This is a genomic window from Nocardioides sp. (assembly GCF_047606145.1).
GTDB lineage: Bacteria > Actinomycetota > Actinomycetes > Propionibacteriales > Nocardioidaceae > Nocardioides.
Genome location: NZ_JASGET010000074.1, coordinates 22,176 through 38,010 on the forward strand (window position 1 = coordinate 22,176; position 15,835 = coordinate 38,010).

Genomic DNA, 15,835 nt, shown 5'->3' on the forward strand with positions numbered 1-15,835 from the left:
GGATCGCGGGCAGCGCTCAGCCAGCCAGCGGCGTCCCGACGCGCGCGGTCGCGGCCTTGGCGTCCCGGGACAGGCGGGTGGCGCGCGCCCAGACGTAGTAGAGCGGCGAGATGACCGCGAGCCCGACGACCCAGGAGATGTCGACCCCGTCGAGCGCGGTGGCGACCGGACCGGTGTAGAGCGCGTTGGAGAGGAACGGGATCTGCACGCCGATGCCGATCACGTAGCAGCACACGGCAGGGACGTTGAGCCGGCCGTAGACGCCGCCGTCGGCCTCGAAGAGTGAGTCGATGTCGTAGTCGCCGTGCCGGATCAGGTAGTAGTCGACCAGGTTGACGGCGGTCCACGGGATCAGCACGCAGAGCAGCAGCAGCATGAAGTTCTCGAAGTTCCCCAGGAAGTTGCCCTTGCCGAGCAGTGCGATGATCAGCGCCACGGCGAAGATCACCGCGCACACGATCGTCCGGGTGGCGGCCCGTGGCTGCCAGCCCGGCCGGAGGGTCTGGCCGATGGTCAGGGTCGACAGCGCGCCGCAGTAGAGGTTCATCGCGTTGGTCGCGGCGATGCTGAGCGCGAAGACCGCCAGGATGACGCCGCCGAGCGCACCGCCACCGTTCTGGACCTGCGAGGAGGTGTCGAGCGCCGGCCACGCGGCGCCGACGAGCGCGCCGAGGATCATCGGGAACAGCGAGCCGAGCACGCAGCCGCCGTACGTCGCCCAGAAGGCCGCCCGCACGCCGGTGTCGCGCGGCATGTAGCGGGTGTAGTCCGAGACGTACGGCGCGTAGGCGATCTGCCACAGCGCGGCCAGCGAGATCGTGCCCATGAAGCCGGCCCAGGAGAACGACCCGGAGCCGAGCGCACCCGAGGGCATGCCGACCACCACGAAGAGCATGAAGAACGCCGCCAGCAGCGCCAGCCCGGCCAGCAGGCTCAGCGCACCCGCCATCGCGTGGATGACCCGGTAGCCGTAGATCGCGCCGACCACGCCGAGGACGCCGACCAGGACGATCGCCGGCGTCTCGGCGATCGAGGTCAGGGCCGCGAGCGCCTGGCCGCCGAGCACCATGTTGGAGGCGAAGAACGCGGTGTACATCACCACCACGATGGTGACCACCAGCAGACTGCCGTAGGAGCCGAACTGGGCCCGGGTCTGCAGCATCTGCGGGACGCCCATCTGCGGCCCCTGTGCGGCGTGCAGCGCCATCACCACCCCGCCGACCACATTCCCGATCACCAGCGCGAGCAGGGCCGCCCAGATCGAGAGGCCGTAGGCGGCGGTGGCGATGACGCCGTTGGTGATGGTGAGCAGCATGATGTTCGAGCCGAACCAGATGGTGAACAGCTGGGAGGCGCGACCGTGCCGGGCCGAGGCCGGGATGTGCTCGATGGTGCGTTGCTCGAGCCGCTCGGGCGCCTCGGCTGCGCTCGGTTCGCTGGGCTTGGTCTGCATGGGGGCTCCGATCTGCGGCGGTGTCGCCCACCACCTTCGATCCCGCCGCGTCATCTGTCCATCGCGCAAAATTCAACACTTGCATCAACAGAAGTGATGCAAGCTCCGGACGTTACCTCCCGGACACCACCCACCCGAGCAACGGTTTCGCCCGGGTTACACCGGGTGCCGCCTCATCGAGCGCGTCGATGCGCTGCATCGCAACAATTCACCTGGCCGCCGCTTCCTTCGCCGGCTCCTCGTCCCGGTGCAGCCCGACGCACATCTTCACGAAGGCCTCGGCCTTGCGGGTCAGCCGACCATCACGCGCCCGGGCGAGAACGATGTCGAGCGGCGCCAGCTCCTCCCGGATCGGTAGCGCCACCACCCGGCCGCCGGCATAGGTGAGGTCGTGGGCGGGCCGCTGATTGAGCACCGCGTAACCGTGACCGGCGGCGACCATCGCACGCACCGTCTCGTAGCCGCGAGTGCGGTGCCGCACCTGCGGCTCGATCCCGAGCTCGGCGAACAGCGAGCGGAAGTAGGTGTTGGTGTGCGGCAGGTCGAGCAGCACCATCGGCTCCTCGGCCAGATCGGCCAGCGCGACCGTGGCGCCCCCGGCGAGGGGGTGGTCCGCGGCGAGGACGACGTGCGGCGGAGCCACCCCGACCACGGTGGGGACCAGATCCTCGCCCAGGTCGTAGCCGTACATCAGCGCGACCTCGCACTCGCCCCCGCGCAACGCCCGCTTGAGCGCGCTGTGCTCGTCCTCGAGCGCCCGAACCTCGACGCCCGGATGCCGGCGGCCGTACTCGGCCACCAGGGTGGGCAGCCAGAACGGCGCCAGCGTGTCGAAGCAGCCGATCACCAGCTCGCCGACGAGTGCCTGCCCGGCGTTGGTCGCCGAGTCGGCGAGCTCCTGGGTGTGGGCGAGATAGCCGCGCAGCTCAGCGTAGAACTCCCGCCCGGCGGCGGTGAGCGCCAGCCCGCGCGCATGGTGGCGCAGCAGCAGCTGGACCCCCAGGCCCTTCTCCAGCTGGGCGATGGCCGTCGAGACCGCTGACTGGGAGACGACCAGCTCGCGGGCGGCGATGGTCATGCTCCCGTGCTCGGCCGCGGCCGCGAAGTAGCGCAGCTGCACCAGGGTGAACGACGGCTGCTTCATCCTCGTGATCCTCCCGTATCAGGGCTCAGGACGGAACGCCCGCGCGTCCCACCTCGAGCTCCACCAGTCCGGCGACCAGCTCCAAGGCCCGGGCCGGTGTGACGCCGGGGTTGTGGCCGACCACGTGCAGGCCGACGGCATCCTCCAGCGCGACCACCGTCTCGGCGACCCGACGCGGCGTGCCGCGCAGCCCGAAGGTGCCGCGTTCCACCCCGCGGGTCAGCACCAGCTCGTAGAGCGAGACCTCCTGCTCCCACAGCGAGCTCATCAGCGCGGCATGCGGCGCGCTCCGGGCGCCGTGCACGTGCAGCTCGTAGAGCACTCGGCAGACCAGGTCGTCGGCGCCGGTCGGCACCCCCAACCGGACCAGCTCGGCAAGCTGCTCGGCCGGGTCGTCGATCGCGTCGATCGCCTCCCGGCGCACTCCGTAGAAGCGTCGTACGGCGTCGGCGTGAACCGCCAGCACCAGCTCGTCGAGCTCCCGGTAGTAGTAGCTGACCGCACCCGGGGACATCTCCGCCTGAGCCGCGACATCGCGCACCGTCAGCCCCGCGACGCCCCGTACGGCGATCGCCCGGGCAGCCGCGCGGACCAGGTCGGCGCGGCGCTGCTGCTGCTTCTTGGGACGAGCCACTTCCACATTATCTATGACCCTCATCAAAGAATCGAGCCACCCGAAATATTGCGTTAACCCCGCCGGTGCGCTGCCATGACATGGTCTGGATCACATTCTTTGACGCAAGCCGCAAATAACACGGAGGAGACGCGATGGCGCAGAGCACGGCCGACCTGGTGATCCGGGGACGGATCCGGGTCGACGCCACCTCGCCGCTCACCGACGCGATCGCCGTCCGGGCCGGACGCGTGGTCGCCGTCGGCGCGGCCGATTGCGACGCGCTCGGGACCGCCGAGGTGCTCGACGTCGATGGCGTGGTCGTCCCCGGCTTCGTCGACGCCCACGTCCACCCGATCCTCGGCGGGCTCAACCGGCTGCGTTGCGACCTCGACGAGCTGCACGACCTCGACGACTACCGCGACCGCGTCGCCGGCTACGCCGCAGCCCACCCCGGTCGGGACTGGCTGCTCGGCTCCGGCTGGTACGGCGACGTCTTCCCCGGCGGCTTCCCGACCGCCGAGATCCTCGACGCGGTCACCGGCACCAGACCGGCCGTGTTCACCAGTCATGACGCGCACAGCGTGTGGGTGAACAGCGCAGCACTCTCCCGGGCCGGCATCGGGGCGGACACGCCCGATCCCGCCGGTGGGCGCATCCACCGCGATCGAGACGGTCGACCGACCGGTCTGCTGATGGAGTCGGCGGCCGATCTGGTCACCGACCTCGTGCCCGACCCGAGCACCGAGGAGCTCACCGCCGCCCTGCTGGAGGCACAGGCCTACCTGCACTCGATGGGGATCGTCGGCTGGCAGGACGCCGCTGTCGGCCAGATGCTCGGCGTGCCCGACCTGTATCCGGTCTATCGGGCGGTGGCCGATGACGGCCGGCTGACCGCTCGCGTGACCGGCGCGCTGTGGTGGCAGCTCACCGAGGGCCTCGAGCAGATCGGGCACCTCCGCCGGCGACGCGACGAGAGTGCGGCGGCCGCCCGGGACGGGTCTCGGTTCCGGGCCGGGGTGGTGAAGATCATGCAGGACGGCGTCTGCGAGAACCTCACCGCGGCCGTGATCGACGGCTATCACGGGCGGCCGCACGAGCACGGACTGAGCTTCGTCGATCCCGACGAGCTCCGCACGGTGGCGCGGGCACTGACCGGCGAGGGCTTCGACCTGCACCTGCACGCGGTCGGCGACCGCGCCGTACGGGAGTGTCTCGATGCCATCGAGGCGGCGGAACACGGCGGAGACCACCGGCACCAGATCGCCCACATCGACATGGTCGACCCGGCCGACGTCGACCGGTTCGCGGCCCTCGGGGTGATCGCCAACGTCCAGCCGCTGTGGGCCCGGGAGGACCGGGTCCTGGTGGAGACCAAGCTGCCCTATCTCACCGAGAGCCAGCAGGCGCACCACTTCGCCTTCGGTGCGCTGCACGCCGCCTCGGCCCCGTTGGCGATGGGCTCGGACTGGCCGGTCTCCAGCCCCCATCCGCTGTGGGGCATGCACGTGGCGGTCAATCGCACCGCCCCGCTCGACGACCCGCACGCCCAGGACGAGCACGCCCGGACGGTGCCGCTGCTGCCCGGCGAGCGGATCGACGCGGCCACCGCGTTCCACGCCGCCACCGCCGGTGCCGCCCGAGCCAGTCGGCTCGACGCGACCGGCACCTTGGGAGTCGGGGCGGCCGCCGACCTCGTCGTACTCGATGCCGACCCGCTCGAGGTCGCCGCGGCCGACCTGTCCTCGATCTCGGTGCAGGCGACCTACGTCGCCGGCAGCCCCGTCCATCAACGCTGACCCTCGTCGCACCGCCCGCACCCCGGAGACGCCCATGACCGCAACCCCCACCGCACTCGCCCAGGAGCAGGAAGCCAGGCTCTTCAAGAGCCTGGGCCGCTTCGACCTGCTGTTCCTGCTCATCGCCGCCGTCGTCGGCCTGGAGACCCTCGGCCAGGTCTCCGCCTTCGGTGCCGAGGCGTTCACCTGGACGCTCGTCCTGGCGATCACGTTCCTGATCCCCTACGGCCTGATCTTCGCCGAGACCGGCGCCGCGTTCACCGAGGAGGGCGGCGCCTACACCTGGGTGCGCGACGCGTTCGGCCGCAAGGCCGGCGCGATCGCCGCGCTGCTCACCTGGGTCACCCAGCCGGTGTGGGTGGGCGGGTCGATGGCGTTCCTGGCCACCGAGGGCTGGAACATCAACCTTGCCCCGATCTCCAGCGGATCGTTCGCCGACTACACCTTCAAGCTGGTCTTCACCTGGCTGACGGTGATCGCCGCGATCGTCAGCCTGCGCTACGGCAAGTGGCTGCCGACGGTCGGTGCGCTGATGAAGGTCGGGCTGCTCGTCGTCTTCGTCGGCACGGCGATCATCTACGCGATCGAGAACGGCACCTCCGGTCTCTCCCTGGGCGACTTCGCCCCCACCGCGACCGGACTCTTCGGCGCCACCCCGATCCTGCTCTTCGCCTACCTCGGCTTCGAGTCCGGGAACAGCGCGGCGGGCGAGATGAAGAACCCGGCCCGCGACGTCCCGTTCGGGATCCTGCGCTCCTGCGGCACCGCCGCGGTCTGCTACCTGCTGCCCATCTTCGCCATCCTGATGGTGGTGCCGAAGTCGCAGATCACCGGGATCGGCGGCTTCTTCGACGCCACCGCCACCGTCTTCGGCGTGTACGGCGGCGCCGCCGGACCGTTGCTCAAGATCCTCTCGGTGTGCCTGGTCTTCATCCTGATGACCCAGGGCGCCTCCTGGATGATCATCTCCGACCGGATGCAGGCGATCGCCGCCGCCGACGGCGCGTTCTTCGGGGGCTTCTTCGGTGTCTTCAACAGGAGGCTGAGCACACCGGTTCGAGTGAATCTCCTCTCCGGCACGGTCGCGACCGTCTTCATGCTGGTGGCGATGCAGCTCAGCGGCAGCGCCGGCGCGATCTTCGGGGTCGTGCTGACCATCGCGATCAGCACCTTCCTGCTCTCCTACCTGCTGGTCATCCCGGCGGCGATCAGGCTGCGCCGGCTCGACCCGGAGCGACCGCGACCGTTCCGGGTGCCGGTCTCCGACCGCGGCTTCGCGATCATGGGCTGGGTCTGCTTCGCCTGGATCGCGCTCGGGTCCTGGGTCGCCGTCTTCCCCGGCACCCTGGAGGGGCTCGTCGGCATCGACTACGGCTTCGACGACGTGTGGGGCGTCAGCCGGGCCACCTTCGAGGTCTTCACCATCGGCACGCTGCTGGTACTGCTCGCCCTCGGTGCCGTCGGGTACGTCGGCGGCGCTCGGGTGCGCCGCGGCATCACCGTCGCGAAGCCGACGGTCGGGACCGCCACGCTCAACACGGAAGGGAACCACCAGGCATGATCGCCACTCACCCGCTCGACCGGCTCACCGCCGAGGAGATCGAGCTCAACCGGACGGTCCTCGACAAGGCCGGCCTGGTCGGCGACACCACCCGATTCCCGCTGGTCCAGCTCGACGAGCCGGACAAGGCGCAGGTGCTGGCATGGCGGCCTGGCACGCCCTGGGACCGTCGGGTCCGATCGGTGCTGCTGGACCGCGGGACCGGGGAGGTCGCCGAGGTCGTGGTCTCGCTGACCGAGGCGGTGGTGGTCTCCCGTCGGGGCGTCGACGTGGTCGCCGAGGGCCAGCCGCCGATCATGGGCGAGGAGTTCGACCTGGTCGAGCGGATCCTGTGGGCCGACGAGGCCTGGTGTGCCGCGATGGCCCGCCGCGGCCTGACCGAGCCCCACCGGATCCGGATCTCCGCGCTCAGCGCCGGCTGTTTCGAGATCCCCGGAGAGGAGGGTCGGCGGCTGGTGCGCTGTCTCTCCTTCCTCCAGCTCGACGGGACCGACAATGTCTGGTCGCACCCGATCGACGGCATCGTCGCCTACGTGGACCTGAACACCGCCGAGGTCGTCGAGCTGGTCGAGGACCCCGACTTCACCGACGCCGGCCTGGAGATCCCCGCCCAGCGGCACGACTTCGAGACCGGCCCGGACGTCGTACCCGAGCGGACGTCGCAGCGACCGATCCAGATCACCCAGCCGGAGGGCGCCAGCTTCACCGTCGACGGTGACGTGGTGCGTTGGGAGAACTGGGAGTTCCGGATCGGGTTCGACCAGGTCGAGGGCCTGACCCTGCATCAGATCGGGTTCCACGACGGCAACCAGGACCGGCTGCGCCCGATCGTCTACCGCGCATCGGTGGCCGAGATGGTGGTCCCCTACGGCGACCCCTCGCCGGTGCGGTTCTGGCAGAACTACTTCGACGCCGGGGAGTACTCGCTCGGCAAGGAGGCCAACTCACTCGCGTTGGGCTGCGACTGCCTCGGTGAGATCCGGTACTTCGACGCCGTCCTCGCCGACGACGACGGTCGCCCGCGCCGGATCCACAACGCCATCTGCATGCACGAGGAGGACTTCGGCGTGCTGTGGAAGCACACCGACTCCTACAACGCCACCAGCTCGACGCGTCGACAGCGGCGACTGGTGATCTCGTTCTTCATCACCGTCGGCAACTACGACTACGGGTTCTACTGGTACCTCTACCTCGACGGCACCATCGAACTGGAGTGCAAGGCGACGGGCGTCGTGTTCGCCTCCGTCTACCCGGGGCCACGGGCCGACGGGTCGCCGTACCCCTGGGCCAGCGAGATCGCGCCCGGCATCGGAGCGCCGTACCACCAGCACCTCTTCTGCGCACGCCTGGACCTGATGATCGACGGGGTCGGGAACGCAGTGGACGAGGTCGACGCCGTCCGGGTCCCCGTCTCGGCCGAGAACCCGTACGGCAACGCCTTCACCCGTACGGCGACCAGGCTGGCCCGCGAGTCCGAGGCGGCCCGGCTCGCCGACGGGTCGGTGGGACGCACCTGGCGCCTGCTCAACCCGTCGAGACCCAACGCGATGGGACAACCGGTGGGCTACACGTTGCATCCCGAGGGTCAGCCCACGCTGCTGGCCGATGCCACGTCCTCGATCGCGCGGCGAGCGGCGTTCACCACCAAGCATCTGTGGGTGACGGCGCACGACCGCGACGAGCGCTACCCGTCGGGCCGGTTCGTCAACCAGAACCCCGGCAACACCGGTATCGACACCTGGACGGCCGCCGACCGGGACATCGACGGCACCGACATCGTGGTGTGGCACACCTTCGGACTCACCCACTTCCCCCGACCCGAGGACTGGCCGATCATGCCGGTGGACTACACCGGGTTCGTGCTCAGGCCGAGCGGCTTCTTCGACCGCAACCCGGCCCTGGACGCCCCGCGGCCGACGACCGCCCCCTGTCATTCCGCGTCCACGGCCGAGGGTGGCTCCTCGTGTCACTGATCCCTACCGTGACCCCGGTCCCACCGGACCGGGCACGTCGGGTGCAGCGGCCGAGCGCTCCGTCACCTCCAGGGTCCGGCGTGCACCGACGGCATGGAGCGAGGCCAGCGCCTCGGCGTACGGCTCGGTGAAGCCGGGCTCGTCGACGAGGTGGCCGAAGAGATCCCGGTCGCGGAGGAACGCCAGCGGGTCCTCGCGCTGTCGGGCCGCCCGGGCCATCACCTCCTCGCGACGGCGGTCGACGACCTCGATGGGCTGCCCCTCCTCGTCGACCCCCTCGGCGTAGCGCGCCCAGGCCGCGACCACCAGCGCGGAGCGTCCGACCTCGCCGCCGTGGTCGAGCCGGTGACGGATCACCGGGACCAGCCACTGCGGGATCCGATCCGAGCTCTCCGCACACAGTCTGGCAAGGGTGTCCCGGACGGAGGGGTTGGCGAATCGCTCGACGAGCTGTCGGCGGTAGGCGGCCAGGTCGACGCCGGGGACCGGTGCGAGGGTGGGCGTCGCCTCGCGCTCCATGTAGCCGAGCAGGAACCCGACGAAGAGCGGATCCTGGGCGACCTCGTGGGCGTAGCGGTAGCCGGCGAGGTAGCCGAGGTAGCACAGTGCCTGGTGGCTCGCGTTGAGCAGGCGCAACTTCATCAGCTCGTAGGGCTCGATGTCGTCGACCAGCTGCACGCCGGCCTCCGCCAGCGGCGGCCGCCCACCGGGGAAGCGGTCCTCCAACGCCCACTGGCTGAACGGCTCGCAGACCACCGGCCACCCGTCCTCGACGCCGAACCGGCGGCGTAGGAGCTCTCGGTCCTCCGCGGAGGTGACCGGCGTGATCCGGTCGACCATCGAGCTGGGGAAGGGGACCTCCGCGGCGATCCAGCTGCCGAGGTCCGGATCGCGCAGCGTCGCGAAGGCCGCGATCATCTCGCTGGCCATGTGGCCGTTGCCCTGGATGTTGTCGCAGGACATCACGGCGAACGGCGCCGCCCCGGCCTCCCGGCGCCGGGCGAGCGCCTCGACGATGTAGCCGAACGCCGTCCGCGGTGTGGCCCCGGGGACCAGGTCCGCTCGGATCCCGGGGTCACTCGCGTCGAACCCCCCGGTCGCCTGATTGAGGTGGTAGCCGCCCTCGGTGATGGTCAGCGAGACGATCCGGGTGGCCGGGTCGGCCATCCGGCGCAGCACCGCCTCGGGATCGTCCGGCGCGAAGAGATAGTCGATGATCGAGCCGACGACCCGGGGCCTCAGCTCGCCATCCGCCTCCTTCTCGACCACCGTGTAGAGACAGTCCTGGGCGAGCAGGACGTCCCGCATCCGCCGATCCGCCGGGAGCAGGCCGACCCCGACGATCCCCCAGTCGAGGGCGAGCCCCTGGTTCATCAGCCGGTCGAGATACCTCGCCTGGTGCGCACGGTGGAAGCCCCCGACACCGAGGTGGACGATTCCCGGGACGACCCGGTCGCGGTCATAGGTCGGGACCGGCAGCCGGGCCGCCAGTCTCGCCAGCTCGGCGGTGGCCAGACGGGTCACTTGACCGCCCCGAGGGAGAGGCCCTGGACCAGCTTGTCCTGGGCGGCGAAGCCGGCGAAGAGCACCGGGATCGACACGACCGTCGCCCCCGCGGCCAGCTGGGCGAGGTAGGAGTGCTCGGTCTGGATGAGGGTGTTGACGAAGACCGGCCCGGTCTGGGCGGTGACGCTGGTCAGCACCTTGGCGTAGAGCTGCTCGTTCCAGGCGAAGATGAAGCAGATCAGCGAGGTGGCCGCGAGCCCCGGAGTCGTGATCGGGCCGATGATCCTGGTCAGGATCGTCATGGTGCCCGCGCCGTCCATCGAGGCGGCCTCGATGATCGCGGGCGGGACCTCGGCCAGGAAGGATCGCATCATCCAGACCGCGATCGGCAGGTTCATCGAGGTGTAGAGCACCACCAGCACGAACACGTTGTCGGGCATGTGGATGACCTTGGTGGTGAACAGATAGATCGGCAGGATCCCGGCGACCAACGGCAGCATCTTGGTGGACAGGAAGAAGAACATCGCATCGCTCCAGCGGCGGACCGGCTTCACCGCGAGGGCGTACGCCGCCGGGAAGGCGAGCGCCAGGACGAGCGCCGTGGACACGATGCTGGTGAAGGCCGAGTTGAGCAGCGGGATGCCGATCCCGTCGGAGCTGTCGAACAGGCCCTTGTAGTTGGAGAAGGTCAGCGGCGCGGTCCAGCTCGGTGGGTAGGTCTGCGCGTCCCCGGGACGGTGCAACGAGGTCAGCACCATGTAGAGGATCGGCACGATGAAGACGATCCCGATCAGCCAGGCACCGAGGCCGATCGCGATCGTTCCCGCCCGTCGGCGGTTGCGCGCGCGAGGGGTCTGGGCGGCCTGAGACGACGGGGCCGACTGGGCGATCGCGGACATCAGTTCTCCTCGGTGAGCAGGGATGACACGACGCGGAGACCGAAGGTCGCCACGATGATCGAGCCGATCACGACGAGGACCCCCAGCGCCGACGCGACGCCGTAGTCCTTGGCGGAGTAGAAGACCTCGTAGACGGAGTAGGGGATGTTGGTGGAGTTCAGCCCGCCCGTCATGCCGAGCACGAAGTCGAAGTTCTGGATGATGAAGATGGTGCCCAGCACGATGCTGAGCTCGAGGTAGCGGCGGATGTGCGGCATCGTCATGTGCCGGAAGGTCTGCCAGGTGCTCGCGCCGTCGATCTGGGCCGCCTCCATCACCTCGGGATCCCGCGACTGCAGCCCGGCCAACAGGATCAGCATCATGAACGGCGTCCACTGCCAGATCAGCGCGATCTCGATCGACAGCTTGGGGTGACTGGTCAGGAACGAGATGTTCTGGGCGTCGTGCACACCGAGCTCCCCGAGCAGCCCGTCCACCAGGCCGAAGCCGGTCTGCAGGATGCCGTTGCCCCAGAACACCGCGGCAGCGATCGGGACGATGAGGAACGGCGCGATCATCATGGTGCGCACCACACCGCGGCCGATGAACGCCCGGTCGAGCAGCAGCGCGATCCCGAGGGCGAGCACCGCGCTCACCACGACGACGGTGACGGTCATCTCGATCGTGGTGAGCACAGCCTGCCGGTAGGCGGCGGTCTGGAAGACGGTCTTGAAGTTGTCGAGGCCGGCGAAGGACTTCCCCGGCGCGTCCGGCTGGGCGCTCCAGTTGATGAACGACATGATCAGCGTCGCCACGAACGGCAACTGGGTGACGATGATCAGGAACACCAGCGCCGGCAACAGCGGCGCGCGACGCACCCACGACTCCCGGCCCCACTTGCGGTACGCCGCGACCGGGGCCTGGCCACCGACGTAGGGATGGGGTTCCTCTGCGACTGACGCGGTCATCTGTCTGCCTCCGCTCGCCTTCGGCTCGTCACTGCTCTGGTCACTGCTTTTGTCGGTCGCCCGCGGCCTGGGCGAGTTTCTGGCAGCTGTCGAGCGCCGAGTCGGTGCTCACCGAGCCGGCGATGGCGCTGCTGATCAACTTCGCGCAGGCCGTGCCGAAGTCGGTGAACGACGGGATCCCGACGAACTGGATGCCGGTGTAGGGCCGCTTCTGGACACCCGGATTCGTCGTCGGCGCGTTCTGGATCGCGGTGAACGTCGGCTTCGCGAAGGAGGCCGCGACCTTGAGGTAGGCGGGGTCGGAGTACGTCGAGGCCCGCTTGCCCGCGGGAACGTTGGTCGGACCGCCGGTCTCGCTGGTGGTGTCCTGCTCGACGAGCTTCTCGTACTCCTTGCTCGAGGCCCAGCTGACGAACTTCATCGCATCCGCCTGGTGCGACGAGGCCTTCTCGATCGTCCACGCCCAGGTGTAGAGCCAGCCGGAACGCGAGGTCTGGTCGTGCGGCGCGGCGACGTAGCCGATCTTGCCCTTGACCGGCGAATCAGGGGCCTCCAGCGACCCGGCCCCCGCGGTGGAGTCGTACCACATCGCGACCTTGCCCTGCTGCAGCGCGTTGAGGCACTGCGGGAAGCTGAACGTCGCAGCGCCCGGCTCGCCGTGCTCGCGGACCAGGTTGACGTAGAAGTTCGCCGCCTTCTTGAACCCACCGGTGTTGACCTGGGCGTTCCAGTCCTCGTCGAACCAGGTCCCGCCCATCGTGTTGACCACCGTCGTGAGCGGTGCCAGGTTGTCGCCCCAGCCGGCGAGGCCGCGCAGGCAGATGCCCTTCATCCCGGTCTGCTGCTGGTCGACCTTCGCCGCCCAGCTCGCGACCTGGTCCCAGGTCGGGTTCGCCGGCACCGTGATGCCGAGCTTCTTGAAGACATCCTTGCGGTACATCAGGAACGACGACTCACCGTAGAACGGCTCACCGTAGAGCTTGCCGTCGTAGGACAGTGCCTTCGTCATCGACGGGAAGATGTCGGACTGGTCGAAGGAGGGGTCCTGCGCGATGCTGTCCATGTCGGCGACCCAGCCGGCCTTCGCGTAGTACGGGATCTCGAAGTTGGACAGCGTCGCGACGTCGTAGACGCCGGACTGGTTGGCGAACTCGGTGCTCGCCGTGTCACGCATGTCCTGCTCGACCTTGACCACGTAGCGCACGTGGATGCCGGTCTCCTTGGTGAAGTGGGCGGCCGTCAGCTTCTGCAACTCCAGCATCTGGGGGTTGTTGACCATCAGCACCGTGATGGTGTCGGCGCCGCCGCCGATGAACTGGCCGGCGCCGGCCGAGCACCCCGCCAGCGCGCCTGCGAGCAGCACCATCACCGCCACGGCCACCGCGAACGTTCCACGCATCCTCTGCTCCTCGCTCGGCCTCGAGTGACACCCGTCACAAGCCACCCTGGTGGAGTTCGCCCGCAGAGGGGTAGTCCGATCCCTGCCCCGGGACTACCCGGTTCATGCCCGGTTCGTCTCGCCCGGTGACAGGCGGCTCAGGGCGGCTCAGGGCGGCTCAGGGCGGCTCAGGCCCGGATGACGGGAGCGCCACGGGCCGCATAGCGATGCGCGTCCGCGGCGGAGAGCTCGACGCCGGTCACCACCACCTCGAAGTCGCGCAGATCCGCGAAGCGGCACAGGCTCACGGCGCCGAACTTCGTATGGGCGCCGAACAGGATCCGGCGACGCGAGCGCGCCATCGCCGTGCTCTTCACCGCCGCGACGGCCGGGTCCTGGGTGGTCACGCCGCGATCGCGGGAGATGCCGTTGGCGCCGATGTAGGCGAGGTCGATCGCCAGGTCCTCGAGCATCCGGACCGCCCAGTGATCGACGGTCCCCTGCGTGCGGCCCCGGACCCGGCCGCCGAGCAGCAGCACGGTGAGGTCGGGCTCGGCGGAGAGGCGCATCGCCACCGGGAGCGAGGGAGTCACCACCGTCATCGGCCCCGTGCCGGCGAGCTCCTCGGCGATGAACTGGGGCGTGGCCCCCTCGTCGATGTAGACGGTCTCGGCCGAATGCCGGCGCTGTGCCGCGGCGACGGCGACCCGATGCTTCTCGTCGACGTCCACCGCCGCGCGGAAGTCGAGGTCGGTCTCGAAGCCGGCGCTCTCCACCGCGACCGCGCCGCCGTAGACCCGCTTGACGACACCGCGGTCGGCCAGGACCTTCAGGTCCCGCCGGACCGTCTCGACCGCGACCCCCAGTGCCGGCGCAAGGTCCGTCACGCTCACCTTCCCCTCGGCTCGCGCCCGGGCAAGGATCAGATCATGTCGCGCCTCGACCTCCATCGGGCTCAGCATGCCCGATCTTCGCCCGAAACGGCAGGACCGGGCGCCCGGTTGCTGCCCGCTGTGTCGATCCGAGGCCACTCGCACATCGCCGATCGGTCGGTGGCGAGGGTGGCCACCGGACCCGGCCTCACCCGGAGAGGCGGGCCAGCCAGTCCTGACGCCATTCCTCGGCCTCGGCGATCTGGTTGAAGGTGTAGAGGTGGAGACCGGCGACGGCGGCGGCCGGGTCGGCGATCAGCCCGGCGCAGCGGGTCACCAGCCACTCCCCGGAGAAGACGCCGGGCGCGACCAGCCTCGCCATCACGCCCTTCTGCTTGACCAGGAAGCGGGTGGAGTCGCCGACCCCGATCTTGGTGGCCACGCCGAGCAGCTTGGCCCGGTCGACCGGTCCGGGCACTCCCAGGATCACCGGCAGGGTCACCCCACGCACCCGCAGCCGGCGCACCCAGGTGCTCAGCACGCCAGGATCGAAGGTCAGGTTGGACACGATGTGGGTGGCGTGGTTGCGCTTGTCCCACATCGCCTGGATGGTCAGGTCGTCGCTGATCGTGGGATGCGACTCCGGATAGCCGGCGATGCCGACCTGGACGAACGGGCTGCCCAGCGCGGTCAGCTCGCCGAGCAGGGCCAGCGCATCTGGATAGTGCGTCTGCTCGATGGCGTCACCACCCGGCACGAACACCTTGCGTACGCCGGCCTGCAGCAGTCGGTCGACCAGGACGCCCAGTCGTCCCGGCCCGGGCACCATCCGCGCGGCCAGGTGCGGAACGGCGTCGTACCCGCTCTCGGCCAGCTCGCAGGCGAGCGCGATGGTGGCCTCGATGCCCCGGCTCGGGGAGGCGGTGACCGTCACGGTGGTCCCACGCGGCAGGGCGCCGTACACCTTCTCGGCGATCGTCGGGGTGGGCAGCACCTCGAACCGAGCGGTGGCGAGCGCCGCGGCGACCGCGCTCTCTTCGGCGGCGCCGAGCCGTCTCGCCACTCTGTTGCGCATCACGCACTCCATTTCCGCCATACGCACTGCATCATGATTCTCTCCCGGCCGCGTCCCAGTGTCGAGAGGGCGAGAGTTCGGCCGGAAACGTGACGTGCGTAACTAATCCATGGCACGCTTCGTTACAGGTCTCGAGGGAGTGCTACTGCCAAGTAGGAAGTCCGGCAGCAGCGCTTGGGACAAGAGGATCGGGGGCTCACACGCCGGTGTGAGCTGAAGGGGAGCAGGGGATGTCAGCACCGCGTTTCAGCCGACTGCAGAAGGCGACGGCGCTCGTACCGCTGGCCGTTCTCTCGGTGGCCTGGACGGTCAACGTCGCCGGCCTGACCGAGTCGACCGCGTCGGCCTCCTCCGGCACGCCCACCGGCACCGCGACCCTGCCGGACGGCACCACCGTCCCCGACCAGGCCATCGACAGCCCCGCCTCGGTCACCTCGCAGGACGGAGGCGACGACAAGGTCTCGAGCAAGACCGCCAAGGCGATCGTCTCGACGGCGAGTGCCTCCGGCATCCCGGCCGCCGCACTCGCCGCCTACCAACGCGCCGCCACCGTGATCGACCAAGCCGACAAGACCTGCCACCTCGACTGGCAACTGATCGCCGCCATCGGCCGAG

The 15,835-nt window shown here is 69.7% G+C and carries 12 protein-coding genes and 1 pseudogene; 4 read left to right on the plus strand and 9 right to left on the minus strand.

The genetic code is table 11. The annotated features are described in order from the left end of the window. Window positions 1–16: 16 nt before the first annotated feature. The 3 genes from QM638_RS09385 to QM638_RS09395 all read right to left on the minus strand — a co-directional run bounded on the left by QM638_RS09385 (window position 17) and on the right by QM638_RS09395 (window position 3,231). Window positions 17–1,453, minus strand: a complete 1,437-nt coding sequence (locus QM638_RS09385) for a purine-cytosine permease family protein (RefSeq protein WP_415141703.1) — start codon at window positions 1,451–1,453, stop codon at window positions 17–19. 208 nt (window positions 1,454–1,661) lie between these two features. Then, the gene (locus QM638_RS09390) at window positions 1,662–2,597 is read right to left on the minus strand and encodes a LysR family transcriptional regulator (RefSeq protein ID WP_415141704.1); all 936 of its coding nucleotides are present in this window, start codon (window positions 2,595–2,597) and stop codon (window positions 1,662–1,664) included. Window positions 2,598–2,622: 25 nt separating this feature from the next. Continuing rightward, on the minus strand, window positions 2,623–3,231 hold the full coding sequence (locus QM638_RS09395) for a TetR/AcrR family transcriptional regulator (protein WP_415141705.1): 609 nt from the start codon (window positions 3,229–3,231) through the stop codon (window positions 2,623–2,625). A gap of 134 nt (window positions 3,232–3,365) precedes the next feature. Here QM638_RS09395 and QM638_RS09400 point away from each other — a divergent pair, with 134 nt between their 5' ends. The 3 genes from QM638_RS09400 to QM638_RS09410 are packed head-to-tail and all read left to right on the plus strand — an operon-like array spanning window position 3,366 to window position 8,543. Further along, window positions 3,366–5,009, plus strand: coding sequence for an amidohydrolase (locus QM638_RS09400; RefSeq protein ID WP_415141706.1), 1,644 nt, complete (start codon window positions 3,366–3,368; stop codon window positions 5,007–5,009). 34 nt (window positions 5,010–5,043) lie between these two features. Further along, a complete protein-coding gene (locus QM638_RS09405) occupies window positions 5,044–6,570 on the plus strand; it encodes an APC family permease (protein ID WP_415141707.1) in 1,527 nt (508 codons plus the stop codon). Beyond that, window positions 6,567–8,543, plus strand: a complete 1,977-nt coding sequence (locus QM638_RS09410; protein WP_415141708.1) for a primary-amine oxidase — start codon at window positions 6,567–6,569, stop codon at window positions 8,541–8,543. Before QM638_RS09405 ends, QM638_RS09410 begins: the two co-directional genes overlap by 4 nt. 3 nt (window positions 8,544–8,546) lie before the next feature. Here QM638_RS09410 and QM638_RS09415 read toward each other — a convergent pair whose 3' ends face one another. From QM638_RS09415 to QM638_RS09440, 6 genes are all read right to left on the minus strand, one after another. Continuing rightward, on the minus strand, window positions 8,547–10,067 hold the full coding sequence (locus QM638_RS09415; protein WP_415141709.1) for a mannitol dehydrogenase family protein: 1,521 nt from the start codon (window positions 10,065–10,067) through the stop codon (window positions 8,547–8,549). Beyond that, a complete protein-coding gene (locus QM638_RS09420) occupies window positions 10,064–10,948 on the minus strand; it encodes a carbohydrate ABC transporter permease (protein WP_415141710.1) in 885 nt (294 codons plus the stop codon). The genes QM638_RS09415 and QM638_RS09420 overlap by 4 nt, the downstream gene beginning before the upstream one ends. Next, complete coding sequence (locus QM638_RS09425) at window positions 10,948–11,895, minus strand: carbohydrate ABC transporter permease (RefSeq protein ID WP_415141711.1); 948 nt, start codon at window positions 11,893–11,895, stop codon at window positions 10,948–10,950. Before QM638_RS09425 ends, QM638_RS09420 begins: the two co-directional genes overlap by 1 nt. 40 nt (window positions 11,896–11,935) lie before the next feature. Beyond that, window positions 11,936–13,294, minus strand: coding sequence for an ABC transporter substrate-binding protein (locus tag QM638_RS09430; protein WP_415141712.1), 1,359 nt, complete (start codon window positions 13,292–13,294; stop codon window positions 11,936–11,938). 167 nt (window positions 13,295–13,461) lie between these two features. Further along, a complete protein-coding gene (locus QM638_RS09435; protein ID WP_415141713.1) occupies window positions 13,462–14,235 on the minus strand; it encodes a DeoR/GlpR family DNA-binding transcription regulator in 774 nt (257 codons plus the stop codon). Window positions 14,236–14,353: 118 nt separating this feature from the next. Beyond that, on the minus strand, window positions 14,354–15,220 hold the full coding sequence (locus tag QM638_RS09440; protein WP_415141714.1) for a methylenetetrahydrofolate reductase: 867 nt from the start codon (window positions 15,218–15,220) through the stop codon (window positions 14,354–14,356). A gap of 230 nt (window positions 15,221–15,450) precedes the next feature. Between QM638_RS09440 and QM638_RS09445 the strand changes: the two are divergent. Further along, window positions 15,451–15,835, plus strand: a pseudogene (locus tag QM638_RS09445) (hypothetical protein); the annotation flags it as partial.

Bases quoted from the DNA above. Each gene is read 5' to 3' on its own strand.
- QM638_RS09425 (WP_415141711.1), bottom strand. From the start codon at position 11,895: ATGACCGCGTCAGTCGCAGAGGAACCCCATCCCTACGTCGGTGGCCAG.
- QM638_RS09405 (WP_415141707.1), top strand. From the start codon at position 5,044: ATGACCGCAACCCCCACCGCACTCGCCCAGGAGCAGGAAGCCAGGCTC.
- QM638_RS09430 (WP_415141712.1), bottom strand. From the start codon at position 13,294: ATGCGTGGAACGTTCGCGGTGGCCGTGGCGGTGATGGTGCTGCTCGCA.
- QM638_RS09435 (WP_415141713.1), bottom strand. From the start codon at position 14,235: ATGCTGAGCCCGATGGAGGTCGAGGCGCGACATGATCTGATCCTTGCC.
- QM638_RS09390 (WP_415141704.1), bottom strand. From the start codon at position 2,597: ATGAAGCAGCCGTCGTTCACCCTGGTGCAGCTGCGCTACTTCGCGGCC.
- QM638_RS09385 (WP_415141703.1), bottom strand. From the start codon at position 1,453: ATGCAGACCAAGCCCAGCGAACCGAGCGCAGCCGAGGCGCCCGAGCGG.
- QM638_RS09440 (WP_415141714.1), bottom strand. From the start codon at position 15,220: ATGCGCAACAGAGTGGCGAGACGGCTCGGCGCCGCCGAAGAGAGCGCG.
- QM638_RS09400 (WP_415141706.1), top strand. From the start codon at position 3,366: ATGGCGCAGAGCACGGCCGACCTGGTGATCCGGGGACGGATCCGGGTC.
- QM638_RS09420 (WP_415141710.1), bottom strand. From the start codon at position 10,948: ATGTCCGCGATCGCCCAGTCGGCCCCGTCGTCTCAGGCCGCCCAGACC.
- QM638_RS09410 (WP_415141708.1), top strand. From the start codon at position 6,567: ATGATCGCCACTCACCCGCTCGACCGGCTCACCGCCGAGGAGATCGAG.